Consider the following 16309-nt stretch of genomic DNA (forward strand, 5'->3'; position numbering starts at 1 on the left):
AGTTATTACTGCCTGAGATTTCATTTCATAAAACACCTTTCGTTAATGTAGCATCCGATATGAAAGCCATATTAATCCAGCGGATTACTAAGACAGATTTTTATCTGTCAGAGCAAAAGGATTTAGAAGTTAGATTTTATCTGTTAGATCAGCAGGATTTAGAAGTTAGATTTTTTCTCAGGACATAGAAGTAATTTTATAGCCGCGTTTTACCCTCCTGTTTTCTACAGACGGTCTCCGGATAAAACAAAAACGAAAATTTCACTATTTTTATATGTAATTGCGAACATAATATAATTAACAGGGCATCTGAGAAACTTTTTTCTAGACATATCCCAAACTCATATCCACCTAGACTCAATCCCAAATAACAGGTGCCCTGTTTTTCCCTTGAAAACTTAATTGTGTCCGTTAACAGGTATTTTACTTCCGGGATTTTGCATGTTTATCAGTGTTGATGCATTTTTTTCTGTGAACCAGAAAATCAAATTGCACGCACCTGCCCAACCCTGTCGAGGCTTCCTATAATATTGATAGTAATAAAAAATGATAAAAAAGCAGATAAGACCTTTAAATCAAAAAATAAGGATTTCTTATATTATCAAAGGTAATTGCAGGACAGCCCGTAAAGTACAGGGTATTCGTGGCCCTCTGCGCTCCCTTAATCATAAATGAGAACATTGATTCTGAACTAAAAACCTTTATTCTAGATATATATCTAAAATAGATTATTAAAATAGGAATCTAATTTTAAGACATTATTATGAGAAATGATAATGGCGGAAATGGGGAAAAGCCGTATTCATTTTTCAGCTAAAAACGACTCTGAAATTAGGTGTGCTTTGATTGTCTGAGAACTGAAATCCGTCACTATTTACAAACTTTACATGGAGAGGGAAAAAGGAGGCTTCTCCCGAAAAACACATAACGCCGTTTAGCGGCACATATCTCGTCTTTGTCACCTGAACCTGAATAGAAAAGGTGCTGGAAAAATACACGGCAGGAAAGGGTCAGATTGGAACTTCTGCCTTCTGGCCGGATATCAGATGGCTGTGAACTTCATCCGGGGCTCATTTTCAAAGATAAGGAGAAAAAGAGGAAAAAGAGAGAAAAAAACGGAAAAAGAGGAGAAAGAGAGAAAAAAACGGAAAAAGAGGAGAAAGAGAGGAGAAAAAGAGAAAAAAGCAGAAAGAGAAACAAAAAGAGAGGGAACAAGGGGGGAAAAGAATACTCTACAGAAGGATGCCTGGGAATGGAGACAGGCTTTCAATACTTGGTTTGGGATGCATGAGGCTTCCTGTAAAAGAAGGAAAGATTGACCGTGAGAGGGCAAAGAGCCAGGTGCAGTATTTAATAGATCACGGGGTAAATTATATTGATACAGCATGGACGTATCATCTTGGAGAAAATGAGCCTTTCCTGGGCAGTGTCCTTGCTGATGGATACCGCGAAAAGGTTAAAATTGCAACGAAACTCCCTTCATGGACTGTGAAAAACAGGGAAGAGATGGACAGGATTTTAAATTCACAGCTTGAAAGGCTCAGAACCGACCATATAGATTACTATCTCCTTCACAACCTTACAGGGGTGTTATGGGACAAAATGAAAGACCTCGGTGTCCTGGACTTTCTTGAAAGGGCAAAGGCCGACGGGCGTATAATTAATGCAGGTTTTTCGTTCCATGACTCGGTTGAGGACTTTAAAACTATTATCGATGCGTATCCCTGGACTTTCTGCCAGATCCAGTACAATTTCCTGGATGAAAAGAACCAGGCAGGGACAGAAGGGCTTGAATATGCAGCTTCAAAGGGGCTGGGAATTATAGTTATGGAACCCCTGAGGGGAGGCAAGCTCACCACTCTGATGCCATCTGAAATAAAAACAATATGGGAAGAGGCAGAAGTAAATCACACGCCTGCAGAATGGGCTTTACGCTGGGTATGGAACCACCCTGAAATCACTGTTGTACTCTCGGGAATGAATGAAGAGTCTCATATCGAAGAAAACCTGAGAACAGCAGACGAAGCATATCCGAACTCTATGACTGAGAAAGAACTCCAGCTTATAAGCAGGGTTGAACAGAAATACCGAACACTTATGAATACGGGATGTACGGGCTGCAGATACTGTATGCCCTGCACCTCCGGAGTTGATATCCCTACCTGTTTTGAAGTGTACGACAACCTTTACCTTTCGGGAAACGAAAATGAAGGAAAGTTGATGTACGCGGCAAAAGCAGGCGGAATAATAAGAGGCGATATCCCTGGATACGCTTCACGGTGTATACAGTGTAAGGAGTGCCTTGAAAAATGTCCACAGCACCTGAATATACCAGAGCTGCTTAAAATTGTTGCAGACAAATTTGAGGGACCTGATCTGGAAACGTGGAAAGCTGCTGCAAAACAGACTTTCAGAGTAGAATGAAGGTTAAAAAGGATTACTTATTTAAAGGCCAAGAAAAGATTAAGATCCAGACTCATTTAAAAATTAGAAGCCTTTTAAAAGCAGGGAGACAACCTAAAACGATAAGGTGCCGGAAATGCTGTACAGAAAAATGCCAGGAAACGGAGACGAACTTTCAATACTCGGATTCGGATGCATGCGTCTCCCTCTCAAAGAAGGGAAAATAAATGAAGAAAGAGCCAGACAGCAGCTCCGGGATGCAATCGATCACGGAGTAAACTATATTGACACAGCCTGGCCTTACCATATGGGAGAGAGCGAGCCTTTTGTAGGGAGAACTCTTGCAGAAGGGTACCGCGAAAGGGTCAAACTTGCAACAAAACTGCCCTCATGGTCCGTTAAAGGCAGGGAAGACATGGACAGGTTCCTCAATGCCCAGCTTGAAAGGCTCAATACGGACCATATAGACTATTACCTTGTCCACGGGCTTGTGGGAGCACTGTGGGATAAGATGGAAAAGCTTGACATTCTCAGTTTTCTTGACAGGGCAAAAGCTGATGGACGCATAATCAATGCGGGCTTTTCTTTCCATGGCTCAATTAAAGATTTCAAGAGGATCGTGGATTCCTATCCCTGGACTTTCTGCCAGATCCAGTACAATTTCCTAGATGAAAAGAACCAGGCAGGGACAGAAGGGCTTGAATATGCAGCTTCAAAAGGGCTGGGGGTTATAATTATGGAACCCCTGAGGGGAGGCAAGCTGACAGATCCTGTGCCTTCTGAAATCCAGGATATCTGGAATGGAGCCGAGGTAAAACGCACGCCTGCAGAATGGGCTCTCCGCTGGATATGGAACCGCCCTGAAGTTACGGTTGTGCTCTCAGGAATGAATGAAGAGGCACACATAGGAGAAAACCTGAAAATAGCAGGTGAAGCTTATCCGCACTCGCTGAAAGAATCTGAACTTCAGCTTGTTAAAAAAGTGGAGCAGAAATACCGCAAGCTTATGAAAACAGGATGTACAGGCTGCAGATACTGTATCCCCTGCCCTTCAGGGGTAGATATTCCAGGCTGTTTTGAGATCTACGATAATTATTATCTTTCAGGAAACGAGAAAGAAGCAAAACTCATGTATGCGGCAAAACCCGGAGGAATAATAAGAGGTGATGTTCCGGGATATGCCTCACAGTGTGTGCAATGCGGGCAGTGTGTAGAAAAATGTCCGCAACAGCTGGATATACCTTCTTTCCTTGAAGCCGTTAAAGAAGAATTTGAAGGTAAAAATTTTAAAGGGTGGAAGGTTATCGCAAAAAAGTCTTTTGGAAAAGAGTAAAAACATCCATCTACCAGCTCTTTGATTATCTTTTTTATCCGATGGCTTTTTTCATGACCCGAATCGTTCAGGCTGTTTTTGACACTGGTCCTTAACTGACATGCTAATCTCCTGAAGCTTATCAATGCCAGATTCACAGACATAGAAGCAGAAATTACTGTAAGGGATACAGGTATAGGGATGTCAAAGAGGAAACCAGGAAGGTCTTTTAGCCTTTTACACAGCTTGAAAAACCCGAATATAGGGATCAGACAGGGGCAGGACCCGGGATTTCTCCTGTCAAGAAGTTTGTGGAAATGCATGCAGGCAGAATCCGGGTTGAGAGCGAGCCTGGAAGGGGAAGCAGGTTTATTTTCACCATCCCGCTTAACCTGAGCAACTGACTCCCTGCATGGTCCTGCCCCTGAAATAATCCTGCCGTAAAGATAATATCTATTTTAAAAGGTTCAGGACATTTTGCCGATATAAAACGCTTTTCCGAGATTTCTACCAATACTGTAGTAGCTTTTATTTCCTGTCCCGTATATAACAGGTTTTATTCTTTCGATATCAGGATTCCCGTTTTCGTCAAGTACATATTCTTCTGCCTTTATGTCCATGATCTCTCCTACAAACATGGTGTGAAGCCCAACTTCAAGGCTGTGGAGAAGTTTGCACTCAAGTACTACCGGAAATTCTCCTACATACGGGGCTGGAACAAGCTCGCTTCTTACCGGCGTCAGAGAAGCGCACTCAAACTTATTTTCATCCTTCCCGCTTGCAATGCCGAAATAATCAGCCTCCCTCACAAAAACTTCAGATGGAATGCTTACAGTGAACGCCTTATTCTCAACAATGCCGGCATAACTGTAGGTAGCTTTTCTTAAAGAGACGCTGATGCACGGAGGGTTCGAACAGCAGATCCCTGCCCATGCTACAGTCATAGCATTTGGTTTTCCATTCATGTCATAGGTACCGACAACCCATGCAGGGGTCGGAAAAGCAAGTGGTTTTGCTCCGATCGATTGTTTCATGGTTAAAGCCTCTATTTGAGAATACAGAATGCTTTCGTGAAATAACTTTACAGGACTTTATTACTGCCTTTATCTTTTTATTTTTACCTGAATTTTTTACTCAGGATTTCGGGGAAATTTAAAAACCCGGTTATCCAGGTTAAGTTTCCATTAAGATAGTTTTCAATAAGATATGGTGCCTTTTCAATTAATCTCCGGGATTATTTGCCAGAAATATTATGTAATGAAACGCATGTCAATTAGAATTTATTATAGAAATTATATGGTTGCCGTTATATATTATGTGAGATATAGGATAAATACCGAAGTATTGGAATAATTGCTCTTCTATCCGGAGGATGATTAAAAGGGGATTCTTCGGTCAGGAAAATTCGGGGGTATAAAATGTTAAGCAAATACGGTAAGCTGTTGCTGGGCGCGTATATCCTGAAAAAGTTCATTTCTGAAGACTCTAACCAGGTTTCCGAGCAAAAAACGAATGGAATAATGAGCAGGTGCGGGAAGTTGATTCTGGCCACCTATCTGGTAAACTGGCTAAAGTCAGGAAAGCACTACGGAACCAGAGAGCATGAAGAGAGCACTGGAGGATTGCTGCATAAACATGGAAAGTTAATGCTTACTACTTATGCTGTAAAAAAGCTAAAACCAAAAAAATCAGAGAAGGAGGCAGAAAAACCTGATCTGGGTATGAAATCGCCTGTTCATGGCAGCTTGTCTTTACTGCACAGAGCGAAAAAATACGGGAAATGGGCACTTGGAGTATACCTCCTTAGAAAGTTTAAACATCCAGAGCCAGAAGCTAAGATTAAAGAAGTAGTTGATAAAGAAGCACATGAAGAAGGTAAGGGACCATCCATGATCACATTCAACAGAATAGTAGTAGGCGTACTTGCCGGTGTTACTGCTATAGTGGGCGCACTTGCAGGTGTTACTGCTATATATGCGATTAAAAAATACAGGGCCAAACACTGCGGACACAAATCCGGTGTGGAATAAATACTCCGGGGGCCCGGAAATGAGAAGAAACTGGTATAAAGTACTGGTGTATGCCTTTGCAGGGACCGCACTTTTTTGTATAGTTAAAAAGTACGTGCATGACAGGTCTTTCTATCCCGCGTTGAAAACTATTCCAGTACCTTTCAAACGCGGGCCCGCGCCTCCTGCAGTAAAAGCAATTTATCCTGACAGGCAGACTTTTGCTTACAGGCGTGACTCTCCTATCTGGATTGAGTTTGACATGCCTATGAATAACGCAACAATTACGAATGACACCGTAATAGTAAAAAGTTCCGCATCAGAAAAACCTGTGGACGGGATTCTGGACGCAGGGTCGAGAATGCTGATGTTCCGTCCCTATAACGAATATCCTATGGATGAAAACGGAGCCGAGATAACAATAACTCTGCTTGGCAGTGAAACAGGATCAGGGTTTATAATGGATGAGAGGGGAATTGCTCTGGACGGCAATAAAGATGGGAAAGCCGGAGGAGACTTTGTATATACTTACAGGATCGTGAGATAAAATAAGATGAAACATCACACCCGTTAAATCATCCCTGATTTCTGAAAAACGGTTTAATTCCCCCGCATTTATTCATTCTTTTTTACCTTAAATTTTTCTTGCCTCAAGATTTACTGCTTATCCTTTATCCTCATGTATTTTTTATGTTTATCCTTTTATCTTCATACATTTTTTATGCTTGTCCTTATCTTCTCTGTTTATCGACCGGTATTTTTTTAAGCCTTTGTTCTCTGTTTATCACTCTCTTTATTTCACATTTTTTTATTCTTCACCTATAATTCTCTATTTTTTCATATTTTTTTATTCTTCATCCATCACTCTCTATTATTCATATCTTTTTATCCTCTCTTTTACTTGTCATTTCCGTCCAATACCATCTATAGAGAACCTTTTTATTGATCCAGCACAGATGCATTACCGGTTATACACTGGCACCAAATATTAATCTTAAAAGCGACTTAATACCAATCTAAATATTCGCCGGAGCAATTATGATCACAAAACAGCAGGTTCTTGAATTTCTGAAAGATTACGACTTGGATAACATTACCATTGCAACAATCTGTTCTCACTCAAGCCTCCAGATCTTTGACGGGGCGAGAAAAGAAGGTTTCAGGACTCTCGGGATCTGCGTTGGCAAACCTCCCAAATTCTATGATGCGTTTCCCAGGGCAAAACCTGATGAATACCTTGTTCTCGAGGATTACGAAGACCTGATTAACAGGGCTGAGGAACTCAGAAAGAAAAACACTATCATAATCCCCCACAGTTCACTTATTTATTATCTTGGCAGGGAAAATTTCACCGGAATGGCTGTGCCCACTTTCGGAAACAGGACTTCGATAGAATGGGAATCTGACAGGGATAAAGAAAGCAGGTGGTTCCTTGGAGCAGGCATTCAGATGCCCAAAAAAATAGATGATCCTCATGATATCAAAGGGCCTGTAATGGTTGAGTATGAAGGAGCAAAGGGAGGAAAAGGCTTCTTTGTTGCAAAGAATTACAAGGAATTCAGTGAACTTGTAGACCATACTCAAAAGTATACAATTCATGAATACATCAACGGGACTCGCTACGACCTCCATTATTTTTATTCTCCGATACGGAACGACGGATACACCCTGAGCAAAGGCAGCCTTGAGCTCCTGAGCATGGACCGCAGGGTAGAATCCAACGCTGATGAGATTTTCAGGCTCGGCTCCCCGAGAGAACTTATAGAGTCAGGAATCTGCCCGACATATGTACTTACAGGAAATGTTCCCCTCGTTGCAAGAGAATCAATTCTGTCGCGCATCTTTTCCCTTGGAGAACAGGTAGTCGAAGAGTCTCTTGCCCTTTTCGGAGGGATTACAGGAGCGTTCTGTATCGAAGCAGTTATTACGGACTCGCTTGATATCAAAGTCTTCGAACTTTCAAGCAGGATCGTGTCAGGAACAAACCTTTACATTTCAGGTTCCCCTTACTCTGACCTCATGCAGAAACGCCTTTCCACAGGACGGAGAATAGCCCTGGAAATTAAAGAGGCAGCAAAGTCAAACCAGCTGGATAAAATACTGTCATAAAAATTAAAAATCAATTAAAACATTTTTATTATTTTTCAGGCCTGAAGTTTTCAGGTCTGCCATACCCTCCACCACCCGGCGTCTCGATCACAAACACGTCCTCGCTTTTCAGCTTTAACTCCGCCTTTCCTCCAGCTTCGATAACACTGCCGTCCCTGCGGATAAGAGTATTTTTTCCGCATTTTCCGGGCATACCGCCTTTGAGCCCGAAAGGAGGGAATTTCCTGTGGCTTGAAAGGATAGCTGCATCCATATCTTTCAAAAACCTGAACTTTCTGACAACTCCGTTCCCGCCCCTGAATTCGCCTTCTCCTCCGCTCCCCTGCCGGATGGAAAACTCTTCGAGCAAAACCGGAAACCGCGTTTCAAGGACCTCAGGGTCTGTTATTCTGGAATTGGTCATATGGGTATGGACAGCATCAGTTCCTGAAAAACCCGGACCGGCTCCGGAACCTCCGCATATAGTCTCGTAGTACTGGAAATCAGCATTACCGAAGGTGAAATTGTTCATAGTGCCCTGGGAAGCTGCAAGGCTTCCGAGAGCGCCGAAAATAGCGTCAACAATGTATTGCGAAGTCTCAACATTTCCGGCAACAACGGATGCTGGAGGCTCAGGCTTCAGCATGGAACCTTCAGGAATTATAATTTCAAGCGGCCTTAAACAGCCTGCATTCAAAGGGATATCACTTTTCACAAGAGTCCTGAACGCATAGAGGACAGCAGCCAGGCAGACAGACGCAGGAGCATTGAAATTACTCGGGAGCTGAGAAGATGTCCCGGAAAAATCGATCTTTGCATTCCGGTTTTCACGGTCGATTTTAACCTTCACTTTAATTGCGTTTCCGTCATCAAGAGGATACGTAAATTCCCCGTCCTCAAGCCTGTCAATAACCCTTCTGACAGCTTCTTCCGCATTGTCCTGAACATGGCCCATATAGGCCTCCACAGTCTCAAGGGAAAATTCCTCTACCATCCTGTGCAGTTCCTGAAGCCCTTTTTCATTTGCAGCTACCTGTGCCCTTATGTCAGCAACGTTCTGGTCAGGGTTCCTTGCAGGATATTTGCCCGAACCGAGCCATAACCTTAATTTTTCTTCGAGAAACCTTCCCTGTTCAACTATTTTCATGCCTTCGCTGAGCACACCTTCTTCTTCGATTGTCCTGCTGTCAGGAGGCATGGAACCCGGAGTAACTCCTCCTACATCAGCATGGTGACCCCGGGAAGCAAGGTAAAAAAGAATCTCTCCTAAATTGCCTGACATGGGAGTAACAACCGTGAGGTCAGGCAGATGGGTCCCTCCATGATAGGGAGAATTGATGAGGTACACGTCTCCTGCAGTCATTTCCACAGAGCGCGCCCGGATAAGATACTTCACGCACTCGCCCATGGAACCCAGGTGCACAGGGATGTGGGGGGCATTTGCTATCAGGTTTCCTTTGCCGTCAAAAATCGCACAGGAAAAATCCAGCCTCTCCTTTATGTTCACGGAATGAGCCGTGTTCTGCAGGGTGTAGCCCATCTGTTCTGCTACGGACATAAACCTGTTATTGAAAATCTCAAGCATCACAGGGTCAGCCTCTGTCCCTATAGCTGTTCTGGCAGGAAGCGGAATTCTACGGGTAAGAAGAAGGTGGTTTCGAGCGGTGATTTCACCCTGCCAGCCAGGTTCGATTATAATGGTAGTGTTTTTTTCGGTAAGAATTGCAGGTCCGTTTATGCAGGCTCCGGGTTTGAGAGTTTCCATATCAAAAACCGGGGTTCCATACAACCCTCCGTAGCTGTACATCCGAACCCTGGAGACAGGCGAAGGTACTGTATTTTTGTCAGGTTCAAGCAGGGGGTCAGAGGCTCTCTCGGTTACCCCGACAATTTCTACAGATGCAGCTTCTACAACAATGGGCTTATCTTCCATTATAAATCCGAAGCGTTTTTTATGGGCTTCCTCAAAGCCAGACCTGAGAGATTCGGCGCTGTCTGCAAAGTCCACAGAGAGCTGGGTGTCCGAACCTGCATATCGCATATGTGCCCTGTAAATCACATTTATGCAGTCCTCATGAACCCCCTGTTCAAGCATGGAAAACCTACCTTCACTTTCAAGCCCTGAAAAAACAGATTTTAATTCATCTACCAGCTCTTTAGACAGTTCAGCCCCGATATACTGTTCTTTTATCAGTCTCTGGTCTGCAAGCCCCATACCGTATGCAGAAAGGACTCCTGCATAGGGATGAATGAAAATACTTTTGATCCCGAGAGCATCTGCCACCCTGCACGCATGCTGAGCTCCAGCTCCCCCAAAGCAGCAGAGTGTGTATTCTTTTACATTATACCCCCGCTGAACCGAGATTTTCTTGATTGCGTTTGCCATATTCTCGACTGCTACGGAAAGAAAACCTTCTGCTGCCTGTTCAGGGCTCAGGGTATTCCCGTTTGCAGAAACTGTTTCAGCAAGCTCTTCAAATTTTCTGCGCACAATTTCGGAATCCAGAGGCTGGTTTGCCTCTGAGCCAAAAATCCTGGGAAAAAAATCGGGCTGCAGTTTTCCAAGCATAAGGTTGCAGTCCGTGACCGTAAGAGGACCGCCTTTCCTGTAACAGGCTGGGCCCGGGTCCGAGCCTGCAGAATCAGGTCCGACCCTGAACCTTCCCCCTTTGTAGTGGATAATCGAGCCCCCGCCTGCTGCAACCGTATGAATTCTCATCATGGGAGAGCGAAGGCGCACACCTGCAACCTCTGTTTCGAGGCTGCGTTCGTATTCCCCGCTGTACTGGGCTACATCGGTAGATGTTCCTCCCATGTCAAAGGTAATTATCTTTTTTGCCCCCGCCATTTCCGATGTTGCAACTGCCCCAACTATTCCCCCGGCAGGTCCCGAAAGTATGCAGTCTTTACCCTGAAAAATTCCCGAGTCTATAAGCCCGCCGCTTGACTGCATGAACATGAGTTTTGGACCATTTACAGCACTGTATTTCATTTCACTAACTTCTTCAGGGTTGCCGAGAGTTTTCCTTTCTTCCTTTCTTCCTCTTTCTTCCTTTCTTCCTCTTTCTTCCTTTCTTCCTCTTTCTTCCTTTCTTCCTTTTTCTTGCAGGCTATCTTCTAACATATCAACATACCTGCGCAGCACCGGAGAGAGATAAGCATCAACAACTGCTGTTTCCCCTCTGCTCACGAATTTTATTAGCGGGCTTGCCTGATGGGACAGGGATATCTGTGTAAAACCGATTTCTGTGGCAAGCCTGCCGAGCATAAGCTCATGTTCCGGATACCGGTAGGAATGCATAAGGATGACCGCAGCAGAACGAATGCCGGCTTTATAAGCTTCTTCAAGCTCTTTTTTAGCACTCTCAAGCTCCAGGGGCACAATCTCTTCCCCGTCTGCGCTGTACCTGCCCGAAACCTCGATAACCCTTTCGTAAAGCTGGTCAGGAAGCTCGATTTTCTGTGAAAAAATGTCCGGGCGGTTCTGGTACCCTATCCTCAAAGCGTCTCCGAAACCCTTTGTTATAACAAGAACAATACGTTCTCCTTTTCTTTCAAGAAGAGCATTAGTGCCCACGGTTGTGCCCATTTTTATGGCTTCCACATCTTCCGAAGGAAAAGGCTCGTTTTCAGAAAGCCCGAGGATCTGACGGATACCGTGCATGGCTGCATCTTCATAATGAGCAGGGTCTTCGGAAAGGAGCTTGTGTGTGATCAGTTTTCCATCAGGGCTGCGGGCTACGATATCTGTGAATGTGCCTCCGCGGTCTATCCAGAACTGCCATCGGGCTTTGGGGGACATGAAGGGAATAACTGTAGAGGTGGTATTAATTATTAATCGGAATTTTTGAGGTTCGGGCTTGATTTCCGTAGAAGGTCGAACTTATTTTCAAAAAGAATATAAAGAGAATAAATCTTGATCGTGAGATTCAAATAAAAATAAAAAGCTTTTGGAGTTAAAGTGTGATGAAAAAGTAAGAAAATTGAAAATTTCTCTGATAAATCAGGTGTGAAAAAAGGATTTTGAAGGGATATTTAAAATCTGTCGGCGTAAGACAAATTTTGAGATAAAACATCCTTTTGCTATCAGCAAAAAAGATATTAACGATCTCTCGCGGACCCTTCTTTGCTGATAAAAAAAGGATTTTATTATTTAAAGGATTTTATTATTTAACCAAATCGTAAGCCCATTCGATCCATTCACAGAGGCATTCTAAATCCTCTTTCTCAATGGTAGCACCGCACCAGATACGCAAGCCTGAAGGGGCATCCCGGTAAGAACCGATGTCATAAGCAACTTTTTCATTCTCAAGCATTTTAATCAGTTCTTTAAGCTTTTCTTCGGATAAATCAACTTTAAAGCAGACACTGGTGCTGGACCTTATCTCTTTTGTTTCCGCTAAGAAATGGATCCAGTTATTTTTAGCAACAAACGCCTCAAAGACCGCCAGGTTTTCGTTTGTCCGCTGGATAAGTTGTTTAAGCCCTCCTACAGACTCTGCCCATTTTAATGTTGCCAGCCAATCTTCATTAGCCAGCATGGAGGGAGTGTTAATAGTAGAGCCTTCAAAAATCTCCTTATTCAGTTTACCACCTTTGGTCAGCCGGAAAATCTTGGGCAGTGGCCAGGCAGGAGTATAACTTTCTAAACGCTGAACAGCCCGCGGAGATAAAATAAGCATCCCGTGCGCACCTTCCCCACCTAAAACCTTCTGCCATGAGAAGGTAAGGACATCCAGTTTATGGTAGGGTATATCCATAGCAAATACAGCAGAGGTGGCATCGCAAAGCGTGAGCCCTTCTCGGGAATCAGGAATCCAGTCGCCATTGGGTACTTTGACTCCGCTTGTAGTCCCATTCCAGACAAAGACGACATCATTCTTGAAATCGACATTCTCTAAATCCGGTAATTTTCCGTACTCTGCCTCAAAAACTCGGGTATCTTTTAATTTTAACTGCTTGGTGATGTCGGTTGCCCATTCTTTACTGAAAGATTCCCAAACCAGAACATCAACCCCGCGGCACCCCAGCATAGACCACAAGCACATTTCAAAAGCGCCTGTATCGGAGGCCGGTACAATACCTACCAGATAATCAGAAGGAAGTCCAAGCATATCTCTTGTTCTTTTAATTGCTTCGGCCAATTTTTCCTTGCCGGGTTTGCTCCGATGTGACCGGCCAAAAGGTGCATCATTCAGATCTTCAATAGAATAACCTGGATGTTTGGCACAGGGCCCTGAAGAAAAACAGGGATTTTTAGGAACTCTTGTTGGTTTCATTTTGTCTTATCCTTTTTGGTACTGCTATGTCTTCAGGGGATAAAAAATTTTCCAGTTACAGGCGGACATGTAAGTATAGTCATCCCCGAAGGCTTAACAGTGTATCTTTTTTTATCTTTTCGTGCTACTTTTACATGGTCGAAATCGATGTTCGTAACCAACAAAAAACCGCCTATATATTTCTATAGTTTTTTGCATTTGATGAAGATAATCGACCAATTAACCTGTATCTTCCTTTTTTATTCTTTTTCTCCAAGTTCCTAATACTGGTTTTTTGGAAAAATTTATCCATTGTTGTGGTGAAATAAACCCTCATGAAAAAGTACATGGGGATTATTGTTGACGCTATTTCCAGACGGCAGTTCAAAGGCGAAATTACCGTTGAAAACGGAAAGATCATTCGTGTAGAAGAAAAGGAACACGATAATGAGCAGTACATCCTGCCAGGGCTCGTGGATGCCCATGTGCACATCGAAAGCTCCATGACCGTACCTTCGGTTTTCGCCCGGATGGCTGTTGCAAAGGGCACGGTTGCAGTTGTCAGTGATCCCCACGAAATTGCAAACGTTATGGGGGAAGAGGGAATTGAGTTTATGCTTGAGGATTCAAAAAAATCCCCCCTGAAAGTCTATTTTGGAGTGCCTTCGTGTGTACCTGCTACACCTTTCGAATCATCGGGGGCTGTTCTGGACATAAATGCTGTTGACCGCCTGCTGGCAAAGGATGACCTGCATTACCTTTCCGAGATGATGAATTTCCCGGGTGTGATTTTGGAATTCCCGGATGTGATGGCAAAACTGGAGTCTGCCAGAAAACACGGTAAAGTTATAGACGGACACGCGCCCGGTTTAAGGGGAGCTGACCTGCAGAAATACATAGGGGCAGGGATTTCAACAGATCATGAATGTTTTGAATATGAAGAAGCTCGCGAGAAAATAGAGCTCGGGATGAAAATCCTTATCCGGGAAGGTAGTTCAGCCAGGAATTTCGAAACCCTGTATCCACTGATAGACGAATATCCGGATCATGTCATGCTATGCACAGATGATTCCCACCCTGATACCCTGATATACGAAGGACATATTGATAAGCTGATCCGGCGCGGGCAGGAAAAGGGGCTTGATATCTATAACCTCATCAGGACAGCTGTTTTCAACCCTGTAGAGCACTACGGGCTTAATGTAGGGCTGCTGCGCGAAGGAGACCCTGCGGATTTCATCATTGTGGATAACCTGAAGTCTTTCAATATTCTGAGTACATTTATAGACGGGGAATGCGTTTACGAGAACGGGAAGGTTCTTTTCCCTCTGGAAAAAGTTCCTGCTAAAAATGTATTTAACAGGAATAAAATTTCAATTGACGATGTAAAACTCGTACCCCCTGCAGGAGCAATTCAGGAGCAAACAACAGAAAAGGGGATTAAAAAAATCAGGGTAATAGTTGCAAATGACGGAGAACTGGTTACAGGCCAGGAACTTATTGTGCCAAAAATTGAAAACGGCAATCTTGTTTCGGACCCTGAAAGAGATATTTTGAAGATGGTTGTCCTGAGCAGGTATTCTGATGACCCTGTCCGTATCGGGTTCATAAAGAATATAGGCCTGGAAAAAGGCGCCATTGCAAGCAGCATTGCCCACGACAGCCATAATATCATTGCAGTGGGTGCCACAGACGAGGACATAGTTGAAACTGTTAACAGGCTGATAAAAAATAAAGGAGGCATCGCTGTCGGGACAGCAGAAAACCTTCTTGACCTCCCGCTTGAGGTTGCGGGCCTTATGAGCACCCTGGAAGGAGAAGAAGTAGCGTCCCGCTACCACCTGCTAAATGAAGAAGCCCGGAAGCTGGGAACTTCCCTCGAGTCGCCTTTCATGACCCTTGCATTCATGTCCCTTCTGGTAATTCCAGAACTTAAACTGGGAGACAAAGGGCTCTTTGATGTAACTAAATTTGAGTTTGTCGATCTTTTTGCAGACGAATAAGCAGAATAAGGAGAAGGAGGACAGAGAAGGCAGAAAACATCTTACCAGTCATTTATTTTTCAGCAGTTTCTGTCCTTTTCCACAACTTTCAAAACATCAGCATTCGATGCAGTCTGCACAATCATGAACTGTTTGCTCACAGAAGCTGTTTTTCTGGCCACAGTTTCCATGCACAGGATGAGGATCTTCACCGCATCCTGCAGATTGCTTTTTTTAGTCCAGTTATCTTTAAAACACTTGTTTGCTACCTGTTTGGTAAACTCGTTTCCGAATGCTATGAAATTGCTTCCCTTCCCCTGCGAAGTAAGAGTCATCTCAGTATTGATCAGTTCGGCTATTGCGAAATTTCCTGCCGAGGCATACAGCCTTCTTTTTTTAACGACTCCGCCTTCAGCCGAAGAAACTTCCCCTACAAGGACACCGTTTCTTTCCGAGACTTTCTCCTTGCAATCCGCAACCGTTATTTTGACCCCAAACTCCTCTGCTTTCTTTTGCATTTCCTCATCCGTAACTATTGATCCGCTGTAAAGCTCTTTTTCGAGCTTCTCTCTATCGGGCTTTTCCCCTTCAAAAGTAATTTCGCGCATATCTCCTGCCATGACTGCACCGTTCTTTCCAATAAAAGCAATAACAAGGGTCATTATAATCTGCTCCAGAACCTTTCTTTAAAAGATCTTTACTTTTAAGGTATTATATTTCTTATTGTTGAGCTGATCCAAAACTAGAAATTATCTCCCTATATCGAACTTTGAATATTAATCGATCCTCTGATCGTGAAGACCTTTCTGAGACCAATATTACCAGCCACATTTTTCTTTATCCCCATAATTTCATTATTCTTGGGATAGTCTGCAAATCACTAAACCAGTCACAATACCAGATGCTCTTGACTTTGCACTTTATTGATAGTCGTATTCAAGAAAATAGTGATGATTGGCTTGAAATTTTTTACGTTAAACTATTTTTTGCTTGAAAATAATTTTTGATATAATTTATTTTATATAATTTAGCTTATTAGTATATGCTGGAGTTGGGAAGTCGAATTGGAAAGTGGGGTATTATCTGCCACCAAAAGAATAACCTGGAGGCCGCTGATTCTTCTTCGAATCTGACATGTTTGGGGGAGCATGGTATTCGAAGAGACTGTATTGGGGGATACGGTAAACTGCGGCTCCGGTTTTCTTCTCTTAAGACTCGTTATCAAACTTAAAAATAAAAAATTCAAAAATTCAAGGG

General features: G+C 43.4%; 12 protein-coding genes. 8 read left to right on the forward strand and 4 right to left on the reverse strand.

What is annotated here, in order from left to right:
• The first annotated feature begins 1015 nt into the window (after positions 1–1015).
• The 4 genes from MSMAS_RS09625 to MSMAS_RS19950 all read left to right on the forward strand — a co-directional run bounded on the left by MSMAS_RS09625 (position 1016) and on the right by MSMAS_RS19950 (position 4119).
• Entirely contained in the window at positions 1016–1291 is a 276-nt protein-coding gene (locus MSMAS_RS09625; RefSeq protein WP_048040304.1) for a hypothetical protein, read from the forward strand.
• Positions 1243–2424, forward strand: coding sequence for an aldo/keto reductase (locus MSMAS_RS09630; RefSeq protein WP_011034820.1), 1182 nt, complete (start codon positions 1243–1245; stop codon positions 2422–2424). Before MSMAS_RS09625 ends, MSMAS_RS09630 begins: the two co-directional genes overlap by 49 nt.
• A 115-nt stretch (positions 2425–2539) precedes the next feature.
• Positions 2540–3736, forward strand: a complete 1197-nt coding sequence (locus tag MSMAS_RS09635) for an aldo/keto reductase (protein WP_011034819.1) — start codon at positions 2540–2542, stop codon at positions 3734–3736.
• A gap of 269 nt (positions 3737–4005) precedes the next feature.
• A complete protein-coding gene (locus MSMAS_RS19950; protein WP_080503083.1) occupies positions 4006–4119 on the forward strand; it encodes an ATP-binding protein in 114 nt (37 codons plus the stop codon).
• A gap of 63 nt (positions 4120–4182) precedes the next feature.
• Here MSMAS_RS19950 and MSMAS_RS09645 read toward each other — a convergent pair whose 3' ends face one another.
• A complete protein-coding gene (locus MSMAS_RS09645; protein WP_011034818.1) occupies positions 4183–4749 on the reverse strand; it encodes a flavin reductase family protein in 567 nt (188 codons plus the stop codon).
• 384 nt (positions 4750–5133) lie between these two features.
• Between MSMAS_RS09645 and MSMAS_RS09650 the strand changes: the two genes are divergently transcribed.
• The 3 genes from MSMAS_RS09650 to MSMAS_RS09660 all read left to right on the forward strand — a co-directional run bounded on the left by MSMAS_RS09650 (position 5134) and on the right by MSMAS_RS09660 (position 7833).
• Positions 5134–5745, forward strand: a complete 612-nt coding sequence (locus MSMAS_RS09650; RefSeq protein ID WP_011034817.1) for a hypothetical protein — start codon at positions 5134–5136, stop codon at positions 5743–5745.
• A 19-nt stretch (positions 5746–5764) separates the two neighbouring features.
• Complete coding sequence (locus MSMAS_RS09655; RefSeq protein WP_011034816.1) at positions 5765–6271, forward strand: Ig-like domain-containing protein; 507 nt, start codon at positions 5765–5767, stop codon at positions 6269–6271.
• A 491-nt stretch (positions 6272–6762) separates the two neighbouring features.
• Complete coding sequence (locus MSMAS_RS09660) at positions 6763–7833, forward strand: formate--phosphoribosylaminoimidazolecarboxamide ligase (RefSeq protein WP_011034815.1); 1071 nt, start codon at positions 6763–6765, stop codon at positions 7831–7833.
• Between the two features lie 28 nt (positions 7834–7861).
• On the opposite strand, the gene MSMAS_RS09665 is transcribed toward MSMAS_RS09660, so the two are convergent.
• Together MSMAS_RS09665 and MSMAS_RS09670 are read right to left on the reverse strand one after the other, a co-directional pair.
• Positions 7862–11614, reverse strand: coding sequence for a hydantoinase B/oxoprolinase family protein (locus MSMAS_RS09665; protein ID WP_011034814.1), 3753 nt, complete (start codon positions 11612–11614; stop codon positions 7862–7864).
• A 364-nt stretch (positions 11615–11978) separates the two neighbouring features.
• A complete protein-coding gene (locus MSMAS_RS09670) occupies positions 11979–13091 on the reverse strand; it encodes a phosphoserine transaminase (RefSeq protein WP_011034813.1) in 1113 nt (370 codons plus the stop codon).
• A 314-nt stretch (positions 13092–13405) separates the two neighbouring features.
• Here MSMAS_RS09670 and ade point away from each other — a divergent pair, with 314 nt between their 5' ends.
• Entirely contained in the window at positions 13406–15073 is a 1668-nt protein-coding gene (gene ade / locus MSMAS_RS09675; protein ID WP_011034812.1) for an adenine deaminase, read from the forward strand.
• A 59-nt stretch (positions 15074–15132) separates the two neighbouring features.
• Here the strand turns inward: ade and MSMAS_RS09680 are convergent, their stop codons facing one another.
• Entirely contained in the window at positions 15133–15714 is a 582-nt protein-coding gene (locus tag MSMAS_RS09680; RefSeq protein WP_011034811.1) for a DUF2121 domain-containing protein, read from the reverse strand.
• Between the last annotated feature and the right edge of the window lie 595 nt (positions 15715–16309).

Origin of the sequence: Methanosarcina mazei S-6 (assembly GCF_000970205.1) — an archaeon.
GTDB classification, from domain to species: domain Archaea; phylum Halobacteriota; class Methanosarcinia; order Methanosarcinales; family Methanosarcinaceae; genus Methanosarcina; species Methanosarcina mazei.